Origin of the sequence: Photobacterium gaetbulicola, from assembly GCF_003025515.1 — a bacterium.
Lineage (GTDB): Bacteria > Pseudomonadota > Gammaproteobacteria > Enterobacterales > Vibrionaceae > Photobacterium > Photobacterium gaetbulicola.
The window spans coordinates 132,108-156,760 of the sequence record NZ_PYME01000014.1; the positions used below are offsets into that span (position 1 = coordinate 132,108).

At 47.2% G+C, this 24,653-nt stretch carries 16 protein-coding genes and 1 tRNA gene; 13 read left to right on the plus strand and 4 right to left on the minus strand.

Annotated features, from left to right (window positions below; genetic code table 11):
* Nucleotides 1-79 precede the first annotated feature (79 nt).
* The 8 genes from C9J03_RS13950 (at nucleotide 80) to C9J03_RS13990 (ending at nucleotide 10,250) form a co-directional block, all read left to right on the plus strand.
* Complete coding sequence (locus C9J03_RS13950) at nucleotides 80-259, plus strand: hypothetical protein (protein WP_044621385.1); 180 nt, start codon at nucleotides 80-82, stop codon at nucleotides 257-259.
* Between the two features lie 433 nt (nucleotides 260-692).
* On the plus strand, nucleotides 693-2,330 hold the full coding sequence (locus tag C9J03_RS13960; RefSeq protein ID WP_044621383.1) for an ABC transporter substrate-binding protein: 1,638 nt from the start codon (nucleotides 693-695) through the stop codon (nucleotides 2,328-2,330).
* Between the two features lie 54 nt (nucleotides 2,331-2,384).
* Entirely contained in the window at nucleotides 2,385-3,359 is a 975-nt protein-coding gene (locus C9J03_RS13965; protein WP_039456067.1) for an ABC transporter permease, read from the plus strand.
* A 42-nt stretch (nucleotides 3,360-3,401) separates the two neighbouring features.
* Nucleotides 3,402-4,349: an ABC transporter permease gene (locus C9J03_RS13970; RefSeq protein WP_231580646.1), complete on the plus strand. Its 948-nt coding sequence runs from the start codon at nucleotides 3,402-3,404 to the stop codon at nucleotides 4,347-4,349.
* On the plus strand, nucleotides 4,346-5,302 hold the full coding sequence (locus tag C9J03_RS13975; RefSeq protein ID WP_044621381.1) for an ABC transporter ATP-binding protein: 957 nt from the start codon (nucleotides 4,346-4,348) through the stop codon (nucleotides 5,300-5,302). The genes C9J03_RS13970 and C9J03_RS13975 overlap by 4 nt, the downstream gene beginning before the upstream one ends.
* 10 nt (nucleotides 5,303-5,312) lie before the next feature.
* On the plus strand, nucleotides 5,313-6,290 hold the full coding sequence (locus C9J03_RS13980) for an ABC transporter ATP-binding protein (RefSeq protein WP_044621380.1): 978 nt from the start codon (nucleotides 5,313-5,315) through the stop codon (nucleotides 6,288-6,290).
* A gap of 62 nt (nucleotides 6,291-6,352) precedes the next feature.
* The gene (locus C9J03_RS13985; RefSeq protein WP_044621379.1) at nucleotides 6,353-9,802 is read left to right on the plus strand and encodes a hypothetical protein; all 3,450 of its coding nucleotides are present in this window, start codon (nucleotides 6,353-6,355) and stop codon (nucleotides 9,800-9,802) included.
* A 16-nt stretch (nucleotides 9,803-9,818) separates the two neighbouring features.
* A complete protein-coding gene (locus C9J03_RS13990) occupies nucleotides 9,819-10,250 on the plus strand; it encodes a hypothetical protein (RefSeq protein WP_197078553.1) in 432 nt (143 codons plus the stop codon).
* A gap of 101 nt (nucleotides 10,251-10,351) precedes the next feature.
* On the opposite strand, the gene C9J03_RS13995 is transcribed toward C9J03_RS13990, so the two are convergent.
* Nucleotides 10,352-11,353 carry a LacI family DNA-binding transcriptional regulator gene (locus tag C9J03_RS13995; RefSeq protein WP_044621378.1) on the minus strand — a complete coding sequence of 334 codons (1,002 nt, stop codon included), beginning with the start codon at nucleotides 11,351-11,353 and terminating at the stop codon, nucleotides 10,352-10,354.
* A 1,018-nt stretch (nucleotides 11,354-12,371) separates the two neighbouring features.
* Here C9J03_RS13995 and C9J03_RS14000 point away from each other — a divergent pair.
* The 3 genes from C9J03_RS14000 (at nucleotide 12,372) to C9J03_RS14010 (ending at nucleotide 19,029) form a co-directional block, all read left to right on the plus strand.
* A complete protein-coding gene (locus tag C9J03_RS14000) occupies nucleotides 12,372-13,565 on the plus strand; it encodes a carbohydrate porin (RefSeq protein WP_052829645.1) in 1,194 nt (397 codons plus the stop codon).
* Nucleotides 13,566-13,649: 84 nt separating this feature from the next.
* Complete coding sequence (locus C9J03_RS14005) at nucleotides 13,650-16,880, plus strand: glycoside hydrolase family 3 protein (RefSeq protein WP_044621376.1); 3,231 nt, start codon at nucleotides 13,650-13,652, stop codon at nucleotides 16,878-16,880.
* Nucleotides 16,881-17,025: 145 nt separating this feature from the next.
* Nucleotides 17,026-19,029 (plus strand): methyl-accepting chemotaxis protein, encoded by a 2,004-nt coding sequence (locus C9J03_RS14010; protein ID WP_044621375.1) that lies wholly within the window; start codon nucleotides 17,026-17,028, stop codon nucleotides 19,027-19,029.
* A gap of 223 nt (nucleotides 19,030-19,252) precedes the next feature.
* On the opposite strand, the gene C9J03_RS14015 is transcribed toward C9J03_RS14010, so the two are convergent.
* Both C9J03_RS14015 and C9J03_RS14020 read right to left on the minus strand, forming a co-directional pair.
* The gene (locus C9J03_RS14015) at nucleotides 19,253-19,468 is read right to left on the minus strand and encodes a hypothetical protein (protein WP_044621374.1); all 216 of its coding nucleotides are present in this window, start codon (nucleotides 19,466-19,468) and stop codon (nucleotides 19,253-19,255) included.
* 194 nt (nucleotides 19,469-19,662) lie between these two features.
* Nucleotides 19,663-20,850 carry a dicarboxylate/amino acid:cation symporter gene (locus tag C9J03_RS14020; protein WP_044621373.1) on the minus strand — a complete coding sequence of 396 codons (1,188 nt, stop codon included), beginning with the start codon at nucleotides 20,848-20,850 and terminating at the stop codon, nucleotides 19,663-19,665.
* Nucleotides 20,851-21,247: 397 nt separating this feature from the next.
* On the opposite strand from C9J03_RS14020, the gene C9J03_RS14025 reads away from it, so the two are divergent.
* Nucleotides 21,248-22,171, plus strand: a complete 924-nt coding sequence (locus tag C9J03_RS14025; RefSeq protein ID WP_044621372.1) for a LysR substrate-binding domain-containing protein — start codon at nucleotides 21,248-21,250, stop codon at nucleotides 22,169-22,171.
* A 120-nt stretch (nucleotides 22,172-22,291) separates the two neighbouring features.
* Here the strand turns inward: C9J03_RS14025 and aspA are convergent, their stop codons facing one another.
* A complete protein-coding gene (gene aspA, locus C9J03_RS14030) occupies nucleotides 22,292-23,722 on the minus strand; it encodes an aspartate ammonia-lyase (protein ID WP_044621371.1) in 1,431 nt (476 codons plus the stop codon).
* A gap of 473 nt (nucleotides 23,723-24,195) precedes the next feature.
* Here aspA and C9J03_RS14035 point away from each other — a divergent pair.
* Nucleotides 24,196-24,270: transfer RNA gene (locus C9J03_RS14035), tRNA-Gly, on the plus strand.
* Nucleotides 24,271-24,653 lie beyond the last annotated feature (383 nt).

Here is a 24,653-nt window from a genome sequence, read left to right on the forward strand (position 1 = left end):
TTTTTAACTGCAGGACAAGTTTCCTTATGGCCACTATATTTAAGATGGTGAAAAGGCGTTTTTGAAAGGGTGGACAGATATGGAACTACGTAACAAATCAGGTGACATTGCTAAATTGGCCGATAATCTGACCTTGAAAGAAATCGTTGATATGGGCTTTACCCTGGATATTTGTGATGAGGCGTATGATCCAAACGAGCACTGGAAAGTGAGTGGGGAGGTAGAAAAAGACAAGACCGGTGAGTACCCCTCTAAGTAACACACTGTTGATTTCGAAGAAAAACCAGCATCTTGTTGGTTTTTTTTTAGCTGTTGCTTTCTGCTGTCTATAGTATTTTAAATCAATAGCTTATACGAGAAGGTTGGCTTTATGCGAGTCGTTATCAGCGGTCATAGTATCGCTCACGTTTTTTGCCGAATGAAGCATAAAAATTCATCTAGTTCTTGGTTTTGGTTATAAAAATGTTCTTGCACGAATATTTTGCACAGATTTGTAATTGTGATCGGAGTAAAGCTTTCAACCATATTCGGTTGTCCGTTATGTCTGGGTGACATAGTATCTTCTTCAAGAAAGCGCTTTCTTGGAGCAGGAAGCATAGGCGATTTTTTATAAGAATGTCCCGATATAACATCGCCAAGCATAAAAGAAAGCGCTTTCTTTTGTGATTATTCCAAATGTGAAGGATTATGTGATGCATAGTAAAAAGGTATTGGCTTCCTTAGTATGCGGCTTGATGCTAACTGCAAATGGTGTTGTAGCTGATGAAATCAAGCAAGGTGGTACATTGACAGTGCCAATTATTGGTACTGGGTTTGTTGAAAACTTCAACCCATATACAACCAAAGACCTACTGCATGGTGTGATGTTCGAACCTCTGCTGGTTTTCAACAACATGACAGGCAAAACAGAGTACCGCTTGGCTAAGTCCGTTGAGTACTCTGACGATTTGAAGAAAGTCTACGTGACGTTGCGTGATGGCTTGAAGTGGTCTGATGGCTCTGCGCTGACGGCTAACGATGTCGCATTTAGTTTCAACATGACCAAAGACGCAGCAGCATTTGACCAGAAAGGTATCTGGAGTGGCGGTAACCTAGTAAGTGTAACTGCTAGCGACGCGAAGACAGTTGTCTTTGAGCTTAATGAAGCGGACTCTACTTTTGTTTGGTCACTGCCTGCATACCATGTGGTACCAGAGAAAGTATGGAGCAAGGTTGAAGACCTAACAATCTTCACCAACCCTGATCCAATTGGCAGTGGGCCAATGACTTCAGTGAAATATGTGAATGCGCAGCAAATGGAGTTGTGCCGCAACCCGCATTATTATCTTGAGAACCGCCCGTATCTTGACTGCTTGACTTACCGTTCTTACAACGATAACTCGCAAATTCAGCCTGCATTAATGAAGGGTGAAATTGACTGGGGGTCAAACTTTATTGCCGATGTCGAGAATACATTTGTCAAAGCAAACCCGGAAAACCACCACTTTTGGTACCCGGCCAATGATGCGATTCACCTTTACGTAAATACCAAAGAAGCACCATTTGATAACTTGCAGGTACGTCAAGCCCTTTCGGTGGCTCTGGATCGTGAAGCCATTGTCGATATCGCCGCTTATGGTTACCCGACAGCAAACTTCAACGTTGGTGGTATCGGCGAGCTCTATAGCACGCACATCAGTAAGGATGTTAGCGAGAAATATAAAGAGTTGACCCAGTACAATCCTGAAAAAGCCAAAGCACTATTGGATGAGGCAGGACTTAAAGATCGCAATGGTGATGGCTTCCGCGATATGCCAAATGGCGAGACGGTGGAGTTCGACATCGAGGTAGTCAATGGTTGGACTGACTGGATCCAGGTCGTCCAGATGGTCACAGAGTATTACGAAGAAATCGGTATTAAAGCCAATGTTAAAACCGTGGACTGGGCGGTGTATGACAAGTCACTGAAAGATAGCGAATATAAGATGTCAATCAACTGGTCTATGGTCGCGACAAACCCGATCTTGGCTTATCAGGAGTACTTCTCAACATCGCGAATCGGTAAGACTTGGCATGCAGGCCATGGTATCAACTCGCCAGAGATCGATAAGCTGATCGACAGTTTCGGTAAAACCAATGAGCCAGCACAGCAAAAAGAAATTCTAGATGAACTTCAAGTGTTTACGGCCGAAAACCTACCGTTTATCCCACTGTTCTCAAATCCGACGTGGTTCCAGTATAACAGCTCAAAAATTGCTGGATGGCCAAGCGAAGACAACCCATATGTTCAGCCGGTATGGTATGACGGCGGTAAGCGAGTGCTAATCCTCAACAATCTTCACCTTAAGTAATTGCTAAATAGTTTAAAGAGCCAGGTAATGGCTCTTTAAACTCCGGGGTTTATTATGAGCTTTATCTTACGCAGACTCAGTTTTTATTTTGTTGCTTTTGTTATAGCAATTTCCTTTAACTTTCTTCTTCCTCGGCTGATGCCTGGCGATCCCGTCGATGCTTTATTCGCAGCAGCACAGGGCCGCATGGACCCGGCCCAGATGGATGCTGTGCGTGAAATGTATGGCTTTGTCGATGGCTCTGTATTTGAGCAATATATTGCCTATATTAAAAGTGTTTTCACGTTGGATTTGGGCCCTTCGGTACTGATGTTTCCGGTGAGTGTGACCGAAGTGATTAGCCAGGCACTGCCGTGGACAATTTTCCTGGCACTAGGCTCCCTGATTGTTGCTTTGATCATCGGCGTCTCCATCGGTACCTATGCCTCATATCGGCGTGAAGGCCTATTTGGTCAAATCGTACCGCCGACTCTGGCTTTCATCAGTAACTTTCCTTATATCGTGACAGCATTGCTGCTGTTCTATTTCTTCGGCCTGAAGCTCGAACTGTTGCCGCTTGCCTATACCTATGATCCGTCTTTAACCCCTGGCTTTAACTGGGAGTTCATTTCCAGTGTCGCCAAGCACGCTGTTTTGCCTATGGGCTCAATGATCATCGTTGGTATTTCGACCTGGGTGTTCAATATGCGCAATGCCATGATCAACGTGTTGGGCGAAGACTATGTCACCATGGCTGAAGCCAAGGGATTGAGCAGTTTGCGTGTCATGTATCGCTATGCCGGGCGAAATGCCATCCTCCCAGTGGCCACAGCCATTGCGATGGCTATAGGTTTCTCATTTGCCGGTTCAATTATGACCGAAGTCGTTTTTAACTATCAGGGGCTGGGGAATGTATTGCTAAAAGGCATTGTTGCCCGTGATTACCCTCTGATCCAGGCAATTCTGCTGATTCTTGTTACCGCAGTCCTAACTGCAAACTTCATCGCAGACCTTCTTTACGTCTGGCTAGATCCTCGGATTTCTAAATAAGGTTTGAATATGAGCAAGTTAATAGATTCGATCGACAATAATATGTCTGTTCAACAGCCCAATCCGCTTGTCAAAAAGGGTAAAGAGATCCTCTCGACAGTGCATGCTTTCTTTCATGGCAACCCCCCGGCGATCATCGGTACCGTCCTGATCTCGATTGTCCTGATTGGTGCCCTGATGGCACCGGTGCTGGCGAGCCATGATCCGAACAAGCGTGTTGCCAGGCCGCATGTGGCCCCGAATACCGAACATGTTCTGGGCACCACCCGAAGTGGGCGCGATGTCTACAGCCAAGTACTGTACGGGGCGAGAAAATCGCTTGCCGTTGCCCTGTCTGCTGGGGTTATAGCAATGACGCTGGCGGTCGCAATTGGTGTTACGTCTGGTTACATGGGCGGCAAGGTGGATGAATGGCTTAACTTCATTACCAATGTTTTCCTGGTCTTTCCCCAACTGCCACTGCTGATCGTTTTAGCGGCCTTTCTTGGCCAGGTCGGCTCACTGGTTATCACCATATTACTCGGGGTGACCTCCTGGCCCTGGGGGGCGCGAGTTATACGTTCGCAAACCATGGCGATCAGAAACAAAGAGTTCATTATCTCTGCTGAGGTAATGGGGGAGTCGAAAATCCGGATCATTCTTGTAGAAATTCTGCCAAACCTTGTTTCGATTGTATTCGGTGGCTTCCTGGGGACGGTAATTTACGCGATGGGCTCGGAAGCCGGGTTGGGGATCCTTGGCCTAGGTGATGCGACAGAAGTGAGTTGGGGCTCGATGCTCTACTGGGCTCAGACCTCGTCATCACTCTATACCGGGGCATGGTGGGAAATGATTGTTCCTGCAACCGCTCTGGCGATCACTGGGGGGGGATTGGCATTGATTAATATGTCTATTGACCAGGTTAGTAACCCTAAACTTAAGACTGGTCCACATATGAAGTTGTGGAAAAAACTGAAAAGAGAAGCTGATCAGCGCCGAGGTTTGCTATGAAAGATGTACTGCTAGAGATCAACAATCTTTGTGTCGATTATGTTTCTCCTAACGGGGTTGCACGGGCAGTCAACAATGTCAGCTTGAGTATTGCTCCCGGGGAAACTCTGGGTATTGCCGGCGAGTCGGGCTGTGGTAAAAGTACTCTGGCATTTGCCATTTCTCGCTTGCACAAGGCACCTGCGCTGATCTCCGAAGGGGAGATCCTCTACAAGGGGCGCGATGTGCTGAAAATGTCAGACAAAGAGCTGCGCAACTTTCGTTGGAAAGATGTTTCAGTGGTGTTCCAGAGCGCAATGAACTCGCTCAACCCTGTTATCACCATTGGTGAGCAGCTGGTGGATGTGATTCTGGCCCATAAGAAAGTCCGTTATGAAGAAGCTCACGCGAAGGCCGTGGAGCTATTGAACATTGTCGGTATTCACGGCGACAGGATGGCCAGTTTCCCACACCAGCTCAGTGGCGGGATGAGACAGCGTGTGGTTATCGCGGTCGCATTGGCACTGGAGCCGAAGCTGATCATTATGGATGAGCCGACAACTGCACTCGATGTAGTGGTCGAGCGTGAAATCCTCAATGAACTTTACGACTTAAAAACGAAATTTGGTTTTTCAATCCTCTTTATCAGCCATGATTTGAGTTTGATGGGGGAGATTGCGGATCGGATTGGTGTGATGTATGCCGGTAACCTGATTGAGCTTGGTGATGCAGCCACCGTTTTTGGCAAGCCTTCCCATCCCTATACCCAAGGCTTGATTGCATCATTCCCGACCATTCATGGCCCTAAGGAAAGGCTCTATGGCATTCCAGGCAATCCGGTTGACCTGCTGCGTATCCCCCAGGGATGTAACTTCCAGGATCGCTGCAGCCACTGCTTTGCTGCTTGCAGACAGCAAGAGCCTGAACTGCTCAAGCTAAACGAAAGCCACTATGCCGCTTGTCATCGGATCTAAGGACGAAGAGATGGAAACGATAGAGAATAAAGAAGTTGTACTCTCTGTACGAAATTTGGTGAAAGATTTTCCGATTGGAAGTGGCAAAAACCAGCATATGCGCGCCGTCAATGATGTGTCGTTCGATTTGTGCAAAGGCGAGGCGCTGGCGATCGTAGGTGAGTCGGGGTCTGGCAAAAGTACAGGCGCGAGGATCTTGACCCGTATTTATGACAAGACGGATGGGCAAATCACCTTCAAGGGGCAACCGCTAGAGGAGTACACCAAAGAGCACGGCAGCCTTGAGTATGCCCGTCAGGTGCAGATGATCTTCCAAGACCCGTTTGGCTCGCTCAATCCGGTGCACAACATATACCACCATATTGCCAGGCCGCTATTGATCCACAACCGGGTAGGCAAGAACGATGTCAGGAAGCTGGTCTACGAGCTACTGGAAATGGTGGGGCTTAACCCGGCAGTAGAAACATCGGAAAAGTACCCGCACCAGCTAAGTGGTGGTCAGCGCCAGCGGGTGGCTATTGCGCGTGCCATTGCGGTTTCGCCGGAAGTTATCTTGGCCGATGAGCCGATTTCGATGCTCGACGTGTCGGTGCGACTCGGGATCTTGAACCTGATGGCAGATCTGAAAGACAAGCACGGCATTTCGTTTATGTACATTACCCATGATATTGCGACTGCGCGCTATTTTGCCGAGAAAACAGCGGTTATGTATGTCGGCCATATGGTCGAGTGGGGAAACAGCGATAAGGTTACCCAAACACCGCAGCATCCTTATACCCAGTTACTCTTGTCTGCGGTTCCGGAAGCGGGTCGCTCGGGGCGTCGTGAGCTAAGTGCGAAGAAAGGCGAAATTCCGCTTTGGAAGCCCGATAGTTACGGTTGTCCGTTCGCAGCGCGCTGCCCTAGGGCGAGCGAGGCTTGCTCTCTGGTTCTGCCTCCTGTTACTCAGATCGCAGACGATCATTTTATTCGATGCCACTCCATCTGATTGGGTCATGGTAAAAATTTTAGCGCGACAAGAAAGCGCTTTCAGCAGCTTCGGTTAAAGATATGGCAAGTAAAACTCATACACAGTCAAAAGATATTACAGGTAAGTTCGTTACACTCGACGGTGAAAAATACTACCTGATTGAAAATGTCGACCATATGGCACCCTTCTTTATCAGTGTGGTGTCGGCAAGTAACCATTGGTTATTTATTTCCTCAACGGGCAGCCTGACTGCGGGGCGAACTAAGCCGGAAAATGCCCTGTTTCCTTACAAATCGGTCGATTACATTCATGAGAGTGCCGAGAATACCGGCAGCAAAACCCTTGTACGGGTAACGGGGGATGATGGCATCAAGCTATGGGAACCGTTCAATACCCACCATGATGGTCTCTACCAAATCCAGCGGAACCTTTATAAAAATGCCGCTGGTGACAAGATTGTTTTTGAGGAAGTGAATACGGACCTGTCTCTGGCATTTAAGTATCAGTGGAGCACCAGTGACAAGTATGGCTTCGTGCGGGCCTCAACGCTGACCAACACCGGCGCGGATCCTGTTCAGCTCGAACTCATTGACGGCATCCAAAACATTCTGCCGTCTGGTGCCCCGTTGTCAGCAATGCAGGATCGCAGTGCACTGGTTGACGCCTACAAATGGAACGAGCTGCTGCCTGAATCGGTCCTGGCGACCTATAGTATGTATGCCAAACTAAGTGACCGTGCCGAGCCGGCTGAGTCCCTGAAGGCAACCACGGTATTTAGCATTGCTGATGACTGTGAGGCAATTTTGCTGTCAAGTGAGCAGCTGGGCACGTTCCGTCGCGGGGGGCAAGTCGCGACCGAAACTCTGCGCCGAGGCCTGCGCGGGGCATATTTCGTCAATAAGCAGTGCGAACTGGCGGCAGGCGAAGCGAGTGTTTGGCAGATCGTTGCTGATATTGATCAGACTCATGCCGAGGTTGTTGAACTGAAGCAGAGCCTGTTGGCGGCGAAGGCGGTAGGCAGTGATATCAACCGCTCGGTGAAAGAAAATCACAAGGAGCTGCTGGTACTGATGTCTGGCAGTGATGCCTGGCAGAAAACCGCGGAAGAAGAGACGACGGTTCATCACTATGCCAATGTGCTGTTTAACAACATGCGCGGCGGTGTGGTTGTCGATAACTACTGGGTGGATAAAAAAGATTTTGTAACAACACTAACCAGCGCCAATATTACCGTTGCGACGCGCCATGGTGCATTCCTTGCCGCTCTGCCAGAGCGCATTGGATATGAGGATTTGCTTGCCATGGCGGCAGAGCAAAACGATAACCAGCTTGTGCGCCTTTGTTATGAATATCTACCGCTGACGTTTGGACGTCGCCATGGTGATCCGAGCCGTCCGTGGAACCACTTTGAGATCAAAGTCAAAGACAAGAACGGCGAACGTCTGCTGTCATACCAGGGGAACTGGCGTGATATCTTCCAGAACTGGGAAGCTCTTGCCGTCAGTTACCCTAACTTTATCAAGTCGTTTATTGCCAAGTTTGTCAATGCCTCAACGGCTGACGGCTATAACCCTTACCGCATCACCAAAGACGGTGTGGATTGGGAAGTGCTGGAGCCGGAAGACCCATGGAGCAACATCGGTTACTGGGGGGACCACCAGATTATCTATCTGCTGAAGTTCCTTGAGTTGTCGAAAAAATATCAGCCACAGGAGCTGAGCTCGCTCCTTGGCAGTGACATCTTCAGCTACGCCAACGTCCCTTATGTCATCAAGGGCACGGAAGAGTTGTTTGATGATCCGAAAAACACTGTCGATTTCAACCAAGAGCTGCATGATCTCATCAATGATAAGGTTGAAGAGCTTGGTAGCGATGGCCGGCTTCTGCTCGATGAGGACGGCGATGTTTACCTGGTCAACCTGACTGAAAAGCTGCTGGTACCATTACTAGCAAAACTGGGTAACTTGGTTGTCGATGGCGGTATTTGGCTCAATACCCAGCGTCCGGAATGGAATGATGCCAACAATGCCATCGTGGGTAACGGCTTGTCGATGGTGACCCTGTTCTATATGCGCCGTTACGTGACTTTCATGCAAGCATTGTTGAAGGACAACGTGATGGCGGTTGATCTCTCTTCGGAGCTGGTTGACTGGGTTATTGCCACTGCCGAGATTTTAACCGAGGCCAAGAAAGAGCTTAAACACAAGAGTATTACTCGCCAGACTCGCAAAGCTTTGCTGAGCAAGCTAGCAGGCGCAGCGAGTGATTACCGCGCGGCGGTTTATCAACATAGCGGCTTCTCTGGAAAAACCAAAGTCGACAGCCAGCTTATCCAGCGCCTGCTTGATATCAGCCTGGATGTAATTGACGAAGGCATTGCCGCCAACCGTCGCGAGGACGGCTTGTACAATGCGTATAACATCATTAGCTATTCAGCGGAGAATGCTTGTGTTAAAGAGCTTTACCCGATGCTGGAAGGACAGGTTGCGGTTCTTAGTTCAGGGGTACTGACACCTGCACAAGCGGTGGAGTTGCTCGATAACCTGTATGCCAGTGAGATGTTCCGCGATGACCAGCAGAGCTTTATGCTTTATCCAGATCGCGAACTAACCACATTCATGAATAAGAACAAGGTGACTGCGTCGCGTATCGATAGCAACGCACTGCTCAAAAAGATGGTACACAATAGCGATCACCGCTTGGTTGAGCCTGATGCCGATGGCGACTACCACTTCAATGCTGATTTCGAGAATGCCGGTTTCTTGCTGACTGCGTTGAGTGCAATCGAATCGGAGTACAAGGATATTGAGCGCGAGACAATCAAGGACGTGATTGATTGCTACGAAGAAGTTTTCAACCACCAAGCCTTCACTGGGCGCTCGGGTACCATGTTCGGCTATGAAGGCTTGGGCTGTATCTACTGGCATATGGTTTCTAAGTTGTTGCTGGCGGTACAGGAAAACTACTTTGCGGCCAGGGATAAAGCCCCGAATTCCGAGGAAATCCAGAAACTCGCGGAGTACTACTATAAGGTCCGCGCCGGGATCGGCTTCAATAAAACGCCCGAGAACTACGGTGCCTTCCCAACCGACCCATATTCCCACACGCCTAAGCATGCAGGTGCCCAGCAACCGGGAATGACAGGGCAGGTGAAGGAGGAAATCCTGACTCGCTTTGGTGAACTTGGAGTATGTGTGGAAGACGGAGTGATCCACTTTGCCCCTTCCTTGCTGAGAAAGGTGGAGTTCCTGCCTGCGGCGAGCCGGTTTGATTTCATTAATATTGATAGCGAGAACCAGACAATACTATTGCCTGAGAAGGCATTGGCATTTACTTATTGCCAGGTTCCTGTTGTCTACAAAATGGTACAAGAAGGTGATGGTCAGATCGAAGTGCTGATGAAGGATAGCAAGCAGCTCCTGCTGTCAGGGATGTCTCTGAATGCCGAGCTTAGCCGCAATCTCTTTGCACGCACCGGTGAAGTTAAGCTAATCACCGTCCATGTTCCGGCAACACTGCTAATGGGCTGAGAGCTACGGAGAGAATGTGAAGGCCAACAAACCATTATTAGAGGTGTCTGAATATAACGCGGAAGGTTACTCGCCAATGATTGACTATCAATCATGGCGGGTTGCCATGCTGAATTATATTGATGAGCTCGAAACAGACAAGATTGATAACTTTCAGTGCCACGAAGAGACTGATGAAGTCTTTGTCCTACTGGAGGGTAAATGCATTCTGTTCTGCGCAGAAGTCGACGAAGAGAACAATATTGTTGATATAGTCAGCTGGGATATGGAACCGAATAAGGCCTACAACATTAAGCGGGGGGTGTACCATACTCATACCCTAAGCAATGATGGCAAGGTTTTGATCATCGAAAACAGCGACACCAATGATAGTAATTCTCCAAAGATATTGATTGATGACACTGTCCGTTACAAGTTGGGGCAATTAGTGTCTGTATTGTGGAGCTAGTTGTTTTAATTTGTTTTTAAAGGCAGTTTATCTGCCTTTTTTTTTTGATGGGATTTGAGATGGGAAACAGGTAGTGGGGAGGTGACTCCCCATCTATTTGACTATTCGCCAAGCTTGCTCACAGAGTCGCGGATAATGAGCTCTGGCGTTAATTTGTTACGTAGGCTTTGCTTGTCTTGATTGAGCAGGGATAAGACGCCATTAGCGGCTTCTACACCCATTTCCCGCACCGGGAAGTTAACGGTTGTAAGGCGTGGACGGATATGTTGGCTATATGTGTCGTTATCAAAACCAACAACCGAAAGTTCTTTGCCGATAGTTATACCGCGTTCGCTGCAAACATCATAAACGGCCAGAGCAATATTATCGTTCTGGCAGAAAATCGCGGTAATGTTTTCATTTCTATCAAGCAGTCTTCTTACGGCCTCATGGTTGCCGTCATGGTCGAAGCGCCCTTCGACAATAAGGTTAGTGTCGTATTGAATGCCATATTCGGCCAGTGCATTGCGATATCCCTGCAGGCGATCACGACTATCTATTTTACTCATCTGGCCGGTAATACAGGCGACAGTGGTATGGCCGTTTTCTAGTAGGTGTTTGGTTGCCAGGTAACCGCCAAGTTCGTTATCAATACAGATACATTTTTCGGCTAGCTCTGGAATATAGCGGTTCAGAATAATGGTCGATTCCGTTTGCTGAGCTATCTTGATCAGCTCATCATCGGATAGCTTGTCAGAGTGAATGATCAGCCCATCTACCTGTCGGGATTGGAGGAAACGGATCGAATCGGCTTCTTTATCATGGGATTCCTGGCCGCTGGTGACAATCAAATGAAGATTTTTTTGCCGGACAGTATCTTCAGTCATGTGCATTAGCGGGCCGTAGAACGGACCATCCAGTGAGCCGACCAACATACCGATGCTGTTTGAACGGCTCGATGCCAAGGCTTGTGCAAAGGCATTGGGCTTATATCCCAACTTTTCGATTGCGGCAAAAACCTTCGCTCTGTTGGCTTCTTTGACAGTAGGGTGTCCATTTAAGGCTCTGGAAACGGTTGACTGAGAGACTTGTGCCAGCTCAGATACTTCTTTAATTGTAATCAACGGGACTTCCTTACGATGAATGGCTCATTACGTTACAAAACAATACCTAGTTTTAGTATTCATATAGTCAGAAATAGCGATATGTTACTTCTGAAAAGGTTTATAAGATAGGAATTAACGTAATAAGTTTGAGCTAATTAACACTTTAAAGCAAGCGCTTTCTTGGGGTTTTGAAAATGCATTTCAAATATAACCTTTTAAAACTCAGTTGCTTATGGTTTTTGTGTTGTGGTCAATCCACATGATAAGCAGGTTGATCTGACTGCCGTTGCTTACTTGTTGTTGAAGTGTGCTACGGAGTAACGGGCGTTGGCTTTATCACATTCGGCTGTTGTTTATATCACTAGGTAAGCACACCGCAATGAAATTTGTTTTTATTCAACAGTTAAGGTTCTTATTCGTCCAACGTATTAGCAATATGGCAAATACTCAGCATGGTAGATAGGCATTGAGAGTGCGACACAAGCACATACAGTGAAAGGGCTTTCATGGTGGGTTTAATTGTCTTGGTGAATGTGATTTTATTTTATCCTTTATATTCATGGTTTTATTTGTTGTTTGTGGCTAAGGGGAATTGCTGAAGTTGGATTGAAGCTTTTGGTTGCATATGCTTGCTGCTGATCGGTCGGTTGGTTATATTCGCTATAACTTTTGGTTACCATTGGTATTGTTTCTTGTAAAAGCTAATTATTTCAAGTGCTTGTTTAGTATCTTGTGAGTTTTTGCCCTTTCGTGCTTATTGGTGTTTTCTTCTTGGTGTGTGAGTTTGATCTCGTGAAAGCGCTTGCTTTGGTGATTATGATCACTTTAATAGCGCATTTTTATCCATATAATCATCAATAAAAGTGGTTAGCAGCTAATTGGCTGAGCAATATCTTCTCATTTGTCTGTTCTTTCAGCATTTGGTTAAGGGGATATACAGCGATTAACGTATTTAACAACTATTTTTTTGAATGCTTAAGAAAGCGCTTTCTTTTGTGTTTTACGGAAGAATCTAAAAACAATTCTTGGAGTTATAATGAAACTATCGAACCTTACCCTTGCATGCCTACTAGCAACCTCAACTCTATCTGTATCCAACTTTGCTATGGCGGAAACGGACGATTTCGCCTTTACCGGTTATGCCCGTTACGGTTTTCACTATGCAGATAATGGCAATGACTATGTTTCTGCTGATGGCCAGCTTGCTGGTAATGCTGCAGGTCGTTTGGGTAATGAGACTAACGGTGGTGAATGGCAGTTTTCTAAAGGCTTTACTGGTGTCAACGGCACACAATGGGATGTTGTTGTAATGCTGGAAAACTGGTGGAAGTCACCAACGGATTATGGTGATGTGGCCCTGAAAAAAGCTTATGCGGGTGTCTCCAATGTCTTCGCTTCCCAGCCTAATGCTTATATCTGGGCCGGTAGGGACTTCCACCAGCGTCCACAGCAAGGGCTGAACGACTATTTCTTCATGACCCACGATGGTCAGGGGGCGGGTATCAAGAACCTAGACTTGGGTGGCGCTCAGTTAAATGTTGGTTTTGTTGGCCAGACAGGTGAAGGTACCGGTGATAGTGGTAACTATGCCCTGACAACCAAACTGCACGATATCACTTTGGCTGAAAATATTTCACTGGATATTTACGCCAACTACGGTTTGTCATCTGACAAAGCTTTTGATAAAGAAAATGGCGAAAGTAAGAAAGATGATGCATACCAAATTGGTACTGTGTTCAAAATTTATGGCAACTCACTTAGCCTTCGTTATTCAGAGAACTCGGATAACTCGGTCTTTAACAAAACAGATGATCTAAAAACAATTTACGCAAGCTGGGAGGGTGGGGTATCTCTTGGTCAGAATACATCAATGGATTATCAGCTGGCCTACCACAATACCGATGGTGCTAACAAACTAGTTGATGACCGCACTAACTACAGTGTGATTGTGCGTCCTATGCACTCATGGAACGATATCCACTCAACGTGGTTGGAAGCGGGCTACTCGCTGGTTGATTATGATAATTCTGACGAAAACTCAGCTTGGAAAGTGACGCTATCGCAGAATATCGCTGTCGGAAAGAATGCTTGGGACCGCCCAATGCTGCGTTTCTATGCAACGGTAGGTGAAGCAGACAATAAAGTTGACTCTGCGACAGGTACTCGAGCAACTGGTGACACGACTCGAGATACATTCGCTGTAGGTGCAATGTGGGAAGCATGGTGGTAATAGCGGTTTAATTAATACCTAGTGAGCAGCCAGATAAATGGCTGCTCTTTTTTTAGCCTATCTCAAAACAAAAATGGAAATTGTATGCGCCATAATAAAAAAATATTGCCGTGCTTAATTGCATTGGCATTAATTGCAGGATGCAATGAATCAAATAATAGCAATACAAATAATGATAAAGCACAGGTCAAAGTGCCATATTTTGGCGACTGGCCAGTAATCAAAAGTGCGATTGAAAAAGATCAAAATATTGAAAACAAAATTACAGAAATATTAGCTCAAATGACTTTAGAAGAGAAAGTTGGCCAGATGATCCAGCCCAACCTTCTTGAGGTCACACCGGAAGAGGCCGCAGAATATAAACTAGGCTCATTGCTGAATGGCGGTGGAGCCTGGCCCAATGAAGACAAATATTCGAGCGCGGAAGACTGGGCCAAAGAGTCGGATAAATATTGGCTCGCCCTTGAGGGCGCTTACGAAAACCGCGGCTTTAGAATCCCGTTTATGTGGGCGACCGATGCAGTGCATGGCCACAACAACGTATTCAGGGCGACAGTTTTCCCGCATAACATTGGGCTGGGGGCCGCAAATAACCCCGATCTTATTTACCGAATTGGTCAGGCAACGGCAGTGGAAATAGCTGCAACCGGATTGGACTGGACGTTTGCTCCAACCGTTGCTTCGCCGCGCGACTATCGCTGGGGGCGGGTATATGAAGGTTACTCCGAAGACCCAGAAATTATCTACCAATATGCCGGCAAGATGGTTGAAGGTATCCAGGGCGGTGCCGCAGGCCTAGCCAGTGAGCATAACGTTATTTCGAACGTTAAACATTGGGTTGGCGATGGCGGCACAATGGATGGTGTCGACCGAGGCGAGAACCATTACACCGAAGAGTATCTGAGGAATATTCATGCCACGGGCTACTTTGCTGGTTTGAATGCCGGTGCCCAGGTGGTGATGTCTTCATTTAACTCCTGGCACGCGGATGCCAACTATGACCAGACTGAAAGCGGCGAGTACAACAAGAAAATCCATGGCAGTAAGTACCTGATCACCGATGTACTGAAAAACAAAATGGGCTTTGACGGTATAGTGGTCACCGACTGGAATGGCCAAGGGGAAATCAATGGTTGCAGTGCCTCGAACTGCCCAGAAGCGGTCAATGCCGGTAATGATGTCTTCATGGTGACGGCAAATAGCGATTGGAAAGCGTTCTATGACAATGTGATTGCCCAAGTGAATGACGGTACGATTGCCATGACCCGCATTGATGATGCGGTAAGCCGGATCCTGCGGGTTAAATTGCGTGCCAACTTATGGGAAAAACCGATGCCATCCGAGCGTGCCCTTGCCGGCCAGCAGGAGTTGCTGGGTTCCGCAGAACACCGCGCTTTGGCACGTGAAGCCGTGAGTCAGTCTCTGGTGTTGCTCAAAAATGAAGGCGGTATCTTGCCGTTGTCACAGCAGCAGAAAATCTTGGTCGCTGGTAGCGCAGTCAATGATATCCAGAAGCAAACTGGGGGATGGTCGCTGACTTGGCAGGGTAACGAAAACACCATTGAACAGGATTTCCCTGGGGCCACCACGATGCAGATGGCGTTGGCCGAGATGGTGGGGGCTGAAAATATCATCACAGATCTTGCGGATGCAACGGAAGATACCATCGCGGTGGTGGTCATTGGTGAAGAACCGTATGCCGAGATGTTCGGTGATATCAAGTCCAACAAAACGTTGGAGTTCTCGTCACTGAAAGCGTCGTATAAGGACGATTTGGACAAGGTGAAGGAACTGAAAGCCGCAGGATTGAAAGTCGTCACCGTGTTCTATTCTGGGCGCCCGCTGTATGTCAATGAGGAGATCAACAACTCTGATGCCTTTGTCGCAGCATGGTTGCCGGGTACGGAAGCCGGGGGGATCACCGATGTTCTGTTTAACAAGGACGGCAAAGATTTCACCGGTCGCCTGTCATATTCATGGCCGATGAAGAAATGTTCGACCGCAATTAACCGTGTTGCTCCGAATATTGCTGATTACGTGACACCTGCAACCGAGCAGGATATTACCGGAGAGCACAAACCGCTATTTCCATATGGTTACGGTCTTTCATATGAATCGGATAATAAGCCGGGATATGATTTAGCCAACTTGCCTCTTGATCCGCGGGACTACGGCTGTGGCCAGGAAGCCCCTGATAACGGGGTGGCGACCACCAACCTGGAAATCTACGGTGCCCAGTCTGGGGGCGAATTCGTAGCCCGTATCGGCGGCCCAGCCAGCGGATGGGCGGGGATTGCCGTATCGAATGGCTCGGAAACAACCACGGGCTCGTTAACCACCAAACCAATCAATTACCAGCACCAGCAAGATGCGATTAATGTGACATTTGATGGTTCTGATGTCGCCCAGGTGTACCTGCAGACTCTCAATGAGAAAGCGGTCGACAAGAATGCCTACATGAACGCCGATTCGACCCTGCAGTTCGATATCAAAATGCATCAGGCTGCGACAGATGAAGTGACGTTGGCTATGCATTGCGAATGGCCATGTCTTGGTGATATCAAGATCAACGACGTGCTGCCGCCGGTCTCTGAGGACTGGACGACGATGAAGTTTGCCCTTAGCTGCTTTGCCGAGGAAGGCATGGAGTTTTCCATGCTCAATACGCCATTTCTGCTGACAACGGCAGGTAGCATGCAGTTTGACTTGGGTGAAATTCGTTTTGTTCCGCGCAGTTTGGATGCAGCCAATGACGAAGTCGACTGTGCCGCTCTGGCCGAGCCGCCTCTTCCGCCGCTTGATGAAGCCATTTCCAATATTTGGAGTGATACCTGGAACCCAAGTGTTGGCGTATGGAGCGCACATACCGGAACCGACTGGAGTCCAGCTCCTGACCATGTCTCGGCTACCGAGAGTGTTGATGGTGATGGTGTGGTAGTGGTCAGTGTATCTTACAACCCCGCGAGCCCTGTTGATGATAAGGCTGTCGTTTTCTTGGTGGGCGAAACTCAGAACCTCGTCAACTATGTAGATACAGGGAGCCTCGAGTTTGATTTGTATGTCGATTCGTATGGCGAGAATATCGATGGCTTGGTCATAAAGATGGAATCTACCAAGGAGAATTCGGGTAGTCCCGATCATTTCCTCGGAGAAATTCCAACCGGCGCATGGACTTCGATTTCAGTACCGGTTAGTGACTTGGGCATCGGCGAGATTGCACAAAGTGTCGATAAACCTTTTGCCATCTTGCCGGCATGGGCTAACTCACAGGCTGGCGTTGCGTTTAGTTTTAAAAATGTTCGTCTCGTGAAATAACACGTCTGGCAGAAGAGGCATGTTCTCTTCTGCCTTTTTTATTTATTACCTACCCACTGTTCTCTCACCGATACCCGCCAGCGAACCAGACGTTTGCTGCTTTGCTATTTATTGCCTATGTCGGTTGGGATATGGCATTAATTACATGAAAAAGAAACGACAAACTTCAGTCATAAAGCGCATGTATGTCGGATTTGCGCTGATGGTGCTTCTGCTGGTCGCAACCGTCGTCATGATGCTTGATGGCAATAAACGTATTCATAGTCAGCTAGAGTCTGTGACGTCAAATGTATTTCCGCTGGTGACGCTGGCAAACGAAACCAGTGTCAAATTGTTAGCAGCGGATAAAATCTTCAAGGATGTACTGACTAACCAGAATGTGGAATACATTGAGGAATATGAGGAGAAATTCAGCAAGGCACATCAAGAGTTCTCTGCGGTGCTGGAGTTGCTGACTGTTTTTTCTCGCTCGAACCCGGCACTTTCGCAGCAGCTTGAGGCATTGGCGGTAATAGAACAACGCTATTTCAGTGAATCTCGTCGTGCGATGGACAATTACCAGGCACAGCAGATTGCCAGAGCAGAGCGACAGAAAGCGGCCCGCCGTTTCCAACAGCTGCAAATGGCGTTGTGGGTCGGGATGAAAGAGCATATCAGTAGTCAGGGTAACCTTGCGATCAAGCTGATGGCAGAAAGTTATTTTGCCAAGCTCAAACAAACCGAAACGATCACCTCTGATGCGCTGGCCAGCGATGAACTTGAGTTTATAGGCAAAGCGATAAGGGATAACAAACGAAGTGTCACTCGCCTCAATTATGCCTACGACAGCCTTGTGGCGCAGTTGCCGTCGTTAAAGGAGGCTTTTGAGCAGCCAGTAGCGCAATTCACGTCGGATATCGGCCGGAAGGGAGGGGTATTGGACCAACATTTTATATATGTCGAGGCGTCCAACCGTCTTTATCAGAACATTGCTGTATTATCGAAAGAAGTCGATCAGGCGATGGCTATTCTGGCAACCTTCCGTGCCGAAGCCGGGCAGTTGATGAATGCCGCCATCAGCAATGCCGATGACAGTTATGAGGATAGCTTTACCCGAGCCTCCCTTGCCGGAGCAATGGTTACGTTTTTCGCTATGGCTCTAGGCTGGTTGCTTGCGAGGAATGTCCGAAAACCTTTATTCAGTGTACTGAACACCCTTGGGGCGTTAACCGATGGGGATATGACCCGTAGGGTGAGCGGGAATACCTTCAGTGAGTTCGATCAGCTCAGTAACCATATCAACACGCTGGCTACCAATCTGCAAGGTATCTTGAATCAGATGAGCGTCGCGTCTGGCAATTTGGCTAAGGTCGCGATGGAAAACCAGGCCGCAACGGCGGAATCAAATTCTCGTTTGAACATACAGCGTCAGCAGACGGTATCGGTTGCCGCAGCAATGACGGAGATGGAGCAATCGGTCATCGATGTGGCTGATAGAGTGCAGCATTCCATGGAAAAGGTACAGGACGTCGAGGAGGCAGCCCAGACGGGCATGGCAGTGATAGCCAGCACTAGCTCTACTATCCACCAACTCTCTGAACGTCTTGACGAGTCGGTTGCTGTCGTGTCGACGTTGCAGGCGGTGAGTAGCGAAATTGGTTCGATCCTTGATGTGATTCGAAATATCGCGGATCAAACCAATTTGCTAGCGTTGAATGCAGCAATTGAAGCCGCGCGAGCGGGCGAGCAAGGTCGCGGGTTTGCCGTGGTGGCTGACGAGGTGAGGGTGCTGGCAAAACGGACTGCCGACTCAACGGCAGAAATAGAAAGTATGATCCAGAATTTGCAGCAGAATGCAGGCTTGGCTTCATCGGTTATGCAAGCGTGTGTCAGCGAAATGCATAAAAGTATCACGCAATCTTTGGATGCCAGTCGCGCGATGGAGGACATCCAGGTGATTATCAGAGCGATCAGCGAGATGAGTAGCCATATCGCCCAAGCTGCCGAAGAGCAGACAACCACGACTCATTCGATAGCAAGAAGCCTTGAGGATATCAGCCATATTGCGGATGCCAACTTCCGGGCAATGGAGCGTGTTGCTGATGGGTGTGTGGCGCTCGATACGCTGGCGAAAGAACAGAACACCTTGGTTAAGAAGTTTATCGTCTAGGGGCTTAAGGCATTTTGCTGTGAGAAAAGACTGAATATTTCACCACCAATTGCCAGTTAATTGATGGTTAAACCGCGAGGAATCTAAATGCTCAATAAGATTAACCAATTGAGGTTGTTTTTTAAACGTTATGCGATGAATATTGAGGCCTGAAGCATGTAAGCGCTTTCACTTAAGGTAAAAGTTAAGGTTACTTGGATAACCTTAACTTTTACCTCAACAGCTATTTACGTTCTGAACAGATCAAGCCGTACCATTTGGCATCGATGCATATTCCTTTGATAGCTTGCTTGTCCGTTACGACTTCACACCTGTGCGTCACTTGTTTTAGCTTGCATGCTTGCTGTATCTCCGCAAGACTGGGAGATGCTTCTTGTGCCGCCATGGCAGAGGGTACAGCGATTAACAAAGCAACTGACATGGATATAAACCACTTCATAATAGCTCCTTTTAATTTTTGCCGGTGTACTCAGTTATAATTTTAGGCTGTTAATTAAATGGCTGCATAAAAATTCACCACAAGTTCAGCTCGACTACTGAAGTGGGCTTTCACAATACCCGGTCAATCCATAAGAAAAGAGCCGTTAGTAAACGGCTCTTGTGCTATTAGTTTCCGGTTAAGCGTTTATGGCTTTAGGCGATCTCTTCGGCAGGAACCAGTTCGCCTCCGCTTTCTTCGACCGAGTCGGATACCTTGTCAATCAGCAGGGCAATAACACCGTCACCGGTGACGTTGCAGGCTGTACCAAAGCTGTCCTGGGCGAGGTGAAGCACGATTTGCAGGGCAATCATCTCTTCAGTGAAACCGAGCATAGAGCCAAGTAGGCCGGCTGATGCCATTACTGCACCGCCCGGTGCACCTGGAGCCGCAACCATCGTGATACCCAGCATGGCAAGGAACGGCAGGGCTTCTAGCAGGCTAGGAACTTGGCCGGCACCGGTCATGATAATGACGGCAACAGCGACACTGGCAATACTGATCACCGACCCAGACATGTGGATATTGGCACACAGCGGCACAACAAAGTTAGCGATAGAGTTCGATACCCCGTTGCGCTTGGTTTGCTGCAGGGTAACCGGTACTGTGGCGGCAGAGGACATGGTACCAACAGCGGTGAAATAGGCTGGTAACATGGTGCGCAGGATTTTAAGCGGTGAGCGTTGCAGGGCAACACCGGTGGTCACGAACTGGAAGCTGAGCCAGAACCAGTGCATAGCGACGACTGCAAGCAGTACTAAGCTGAAAGTTTGTAGGGTTGCGAAGACTGTACCTTTGACCGTCATATCAGCAAATACACCGGCAATGTAGAACGGCAGCGCAGGGATCATCACCTTGTTGAGGAACAGCTCGATGATATCACGACCCTGGTCACTGATTTTTTTCAGGTTTTCAGCACCGGTGTTGGAGATGCCCAAGCCAAAAATGAAGGCGACTGTTAGAGCCGTCATGATGTTCATGATCGGCGGGATCTGAAGCTCTAAGAACGGGGATAAAACGGTTTCAGCTTCAGGCAGTTGGCCAGCACCGCTGAGTAGGGCAGGAAACAGGCTCTTGGCGACCATAAAGGCAAGAATACCTGCTCCCAAGGTCGATATATAAGCTAATCCAACGGTTTTGCTCAGTAATTTGCCGGAGTTTTTGGGTAGACTGGCAATACCGCTGGTGACATAGAACAGGATAAGAAGCGGGATGGTGAATTTAATTAACTGGCTAACTAAATATTTAGCTGTAATTAGGGCTTGGACCATAACTTCAGGGGCAAACATACCCATGAGAATACCGACGAATATTCCACACAATAACTTAATAATTAAGTTCATCTTGTTGACCTTTTTATTTATTAGGATACAGAGTTCATATAGCAAGGTGTAGGTTTGTTAATTTTATTGGTTAAATAATTAATAATTAGAATGATTTTTAAACTGTCATGCTTTGTATATTGTTAATACAAAAGATGAGTCAGTGTTATTAATGTTACAACTGGATGGTATGATTATTCTGATGGCTTGTGAAATGCAGAAAAAAAAGGCTTGGTTATTAAAATGCATCAAGAGAAATTCAGGGATTGTGATCAACTTAATAGACAGATGTTAATAACTAACCGATCCTTACAGCTTTCTGCGACTGACTTATCATTATCTTGCTAATAGCCGTTGATTTCGTTGGGTTGTTAGAGGATGACGACTGCCATAGATAGATGCTAATTGAGTTAAATAAATGAAAAACATAGAGACAAAATGGCTGCAAGACTTTCTGACTCTTGCGGAGTTAAAAAACTTCTCCCATGCTGCAGCTGTCCGTAATGTTACCCAACCAGCATTCAGCCGCAGGATTAAGTCGCTGGAGGCTGAGTTAGGGCTGGTGTTAATTGAACGCAGCAAAACACCAATAGAGCTCACCCTGTGCGGTAAGCAATTTAAAACGACAGCGCTGTCTATTCTCCAGCAGATAGATGAAGAAGTCAGCCGTCTTGCTGGCAGCTCTTTTGATGGTAGGCATACAGTACGTCTGAGCGCTGCTCACTCGATATCCATTAGTTTGCTACCGAAGCTGCATTCATGCCTGCTCGATCCTCAGTTAAATACCCGGTTATCCGTTGTTGCCAACGAAGTTGATGATGCTGTTGAGCTACTTATAGACGGTAAATGTGATTTCTTGTTTTCGTTTTACGAAGACAGGTTACAGGTTGCTCCATACCGCTCAATTTATCTTGGTCGCAGTTATCTGTATTGTGTATCGGCGGTCGATGAAAATGGTGAAGTACTGTTCGATTTGGCCAATAGTGATGATGTACCATGCCTTGATTATACACCGGAAAGTTATATGGGAAGGGCACTTCATCGTGCTAATAGCAAGTTAACCAATAATACCGTGTGTTCTTCGTCGATGACTGATTTTATTAAGGCCTTGGTTTTACAAGGTAAGGGGATCAGCTGGTTACCTGATTATGCCATAAAAGACGAATTAGCCTCAGGACAGTTGAAAATATTGCCGCAGAGGGAGCCGGTTGCCCTGGATTTGTATGTTTATCGTTATTATTCAAAATTACATTCCTCCTGTGAGACTATGTGGAATGAATTGAGCAAAATATGCCCAATAAGCGAGTTGACCGGTCAAAGTTTGTTAGATGTTTCGCAGTGATGGTCGACATAGAAGACTATCTTCGTTGCCTTACTGCAGAAACTTAGGGGCGTAGTTAATATCGCAAACAGGTTAACTGACAAATAAAAAAGGGGCTTGATAAAGCCCCTCAATTTCATTTTAGCTGTACAGTTTGGCTTTGTATTCAGGATGCATCAGGTTGTTCACCGAGAAGATTTCGTCCAGTTGCTCTTCGCCAAGCAAGTTACGCTCAAGGGCGACATCTTTAACACTTCGGCCTGTTTCGGCACAGATTTTACCGATGATATCGCCTTCGTGGTGACCAATGAACGGGTTTAGGTAAGTCACAATGCCGATTGAGTTAAATACGAAGTGCTCGCAGACCTCTTTGTTGACAGTAATACCGCTGATGCACTTATCTGCCAGGTTGATACAGGCATTGCCCAGTAGCTCAATCGACTCAAAAACAGCTTGGCCAATCACAGGCTCCATGACATTCAGCTGCAACTGACCGGCTTCGGCGGCAAATGTTACCGTGGTGTCGTTGCCGATCACTTTGAAGCACACCTGATTCACGACTTCTGGGATCACTGGGTTGACTTTGGCTGGCATAATCGATGAGCCGGCCTGCATTTCAGGCAAGTTGATTTCGTTGAGGCCAGCACGAGGACCAGAAGATAGCAGACGCAGGTCGTTACAAACTTTTGACAGTTTAACGGCAAGGCGTTTCAATGCAGCGTGGACAGTTACATAGGCACCACAGTCAGAGGTTGCTTCGATCAGGTCTTCTGATGGAACGCAGGCCAGCCCCGTAGCTTCAGCAAGGTATTTGACTGCTAACTCTTGATAGCCTTCGGCAGCATTCAGGCCGGTACCGATAGCTGTCGCGCCCAAGTTAACTTCCAGCAACAGGGCGGCGGCGTATTTCAGGTTTTTGACTTCTTCTTTCAGCAAGGTGCTGAAGGCGTGGAATTCCTGGCCAACCGTCATTGGAACGGCGTCTTGCAGCTGGGTACGGCCCATTTTCAGGGTGTCGTGGTACTCTTCGCTCTTGGCATCGAAAGCGGTACGTAGGTATTCAATAGAGTCGATCATCTTGATGATGCTGTTGTAGACAGCAACACGGAAACCAGTTGGGTAGGCACAGTTGGTTGACTGGCTCTTGTTGACATGATCGTTGGGGTTGATGATGTGGTATTCGCCTTTTTCATTGCCTTTTAGCTCAAGTGCAACGTTGGCGATCACTTCATTGGCGTTCATGTTAACAGAAGTGCCGGCGCCGCCCTGGTAAACATCAGAGATAAACTGATCCATACATTTGCCGGTGTTCAGGATCAGATCACAGGCTTGGATAATGTACTGGCCAACATCGCTCGGGATTGTCCCAAGTTCCATATTGGCCTTAGCGGCTGCTTTCTTAGTAAACACCATGCCGCGCACAAACTCTGGCACATCAGAAATCTTTGTCGACGAGATATTAAAGTTCTCATACGCACGAAGCGTGTGGATACCATAATAGGCATCAGCCGGAATTTCACGCTTACCAAGTAGATCTTCTTCAATACGAGTTTTATTAAAATTGTCGGTCATGGTGGGTACCTTTGTTTAATGATAAGACACCAACACAATGTTCTTTTTGATTTCTAATGTGAAATGCTTAAAACTTAGCAATAATGCATTTATTGCATAGCGGATATTTATGTAAAAACGAAGGTTGAAACATTATTCGTCGATATCGATTAAGGTGGGCGAATGTTTGCAATTAATAACGTTATATCGCTGTTGTTTGATAAATATCGATAATGTTTCTGTATTTTTAATACATAGCAATTAATAAATTAAGCATAAATTATTGTAATATAGCTTGAAAGTTATCCTAGGCGGGAAATGCTGTTGCGAGCAGAGCGCTTTAAAGTCTATGTGATTGAATCTTAAGCGTTTGGTGGTTTGTTTTGTGATGAGTGTCAGGTTTTGGGAATCATTGCTTTCATTCACGGCAAATTCTGACATTATGAATTTCAATTCGATGCAACATCTCTGGTCTACCAGCCACTAACCTTAAAGCGGGCATCGTATAATGGCTATTACCTCAGCCTTCCAAGCTGATGATGCGGGTTCGATTCCCGCTGCCCGCTCCAAGTTTCCTTTCTTCGTAAATTCTATTTATCTTATTGAAAATAAAGCGCTTAGTGGCGTGTTTTGTTGTGTCTGGCGTTTGGCTTGTGATGGCAGCAAATCTGCGTTGTGGCCAACTTGTGACCAGAATGGTGTCCACTGATCATTATTTGTATTTAGAAAATTACTGGTTCAGTAGACACCATGAGTCATCAGCTCAACATGAGCAAAATTAATCGTTCCCTTCTTTCTGAAACTCGAACAGTTCACCAACAGAAAGTGAGCTTACGACGGCATAGCTCAACTTAGCCAATCAGCTCTGGTTTACTTAGTGCATACCCAAACGAGGAGCAGCACTATGCAAAACCACGACAAACTGAGCCAAGCCATCGCCGCCTTTGAGCAT

Coding starts and splice junctions, on each gene's coding strand:
- C9J03_RS13950 (WP_044621385.1), top strand. CDS start 80: ATGGAACTACGTAACAAATCAGGTGACATTGCTAAATTGGCCGATAAT.
- C9J03_RS13960 (WP_044621383.1), top strand. CDS start 693: ATGCATAGTAAAAAGGTATTGGCTTCCTTAGTATGCGGCTTGATGCTA.
- C9J03_RS13965 (WP_039456067.1), top strand. CDS start 2,385: ATGAGCTTTATCTTACGCAGACTCAGTTTTTATTTTGTTGCTTTTGTT.
- C9J03_RS13970 (WP_231580646.1), top strand. CDS start 3,402: ATGTCTGTTCAACAGCCCAATCCGCTTGTCAAAAAGGGTAAAGAGATC.
- C9J03_RS13975 (WP_044621381.1), top strand. CDS start 4,346: ATGAAAGATGTACTGCTAGAGATCAACAATCTTTGTGTCGATTATGTT.
- C9J03_RS13980 (WP_044621380.1), top strand. CDS start 5,313: ATGGAAACGATAGAGAATAAAGAAGTTGTACTCTCTGTACGAAATTTG.
- C9J03_RS13985 (WP_044621379.1), top strand. CDS start 6,353: ATGGCAAGTAAAACTCATACACAGTCAAAAGATATTACAGGTAAGTTC.
- C9J03_RS14000 (WP_052829645.1), top strand. CDS start 12,372: ATGAAACTATCGAACCTTACCCTTGCATGCCTACTAGCAACCTCAACT.
- C9J03_RS14005 (WP_044621376.1), top strand. CDS start 13,650: ATGCGCCATAATAAAAAAATATTGCCGTGCTTAATTGCATTGGCATTA.
- C9J03_RS14010 (WP_044621375.1), top strand. CDS start 17,026: ATGAAAAAGAAACGACAAACTTCAGTCATAAAGCGCATGTATGTCGGA.
- C9J03_RS14015 (WP_044621374.1), bottom strand. CDS start 19,468: ATGAAGTGGTTTATATCCATGTCAGTTGCTTTGTTAATCGCTGTACCC.
- C9J03_RS14020 (WP_044621373.1), bottom strand. CDS start 20,850: ATGAACTTAATTATTAAGTTATTGTGTGGAATATTCGTCGGTATTCTC.
- C9J03_RS14025 (WP_044621372.1), top strand. CDS start 21,248: ATGAAAAACATAGAGACAAAATGGCTGCAAGACTTTCTGACTCTTGCG.
- aspA (WP_044621371.1), bottom strand. CDS start 23,722: ATGACCGACAATTTTAATAAAACTCGTATTGAAGAAGATCTACTTGGT.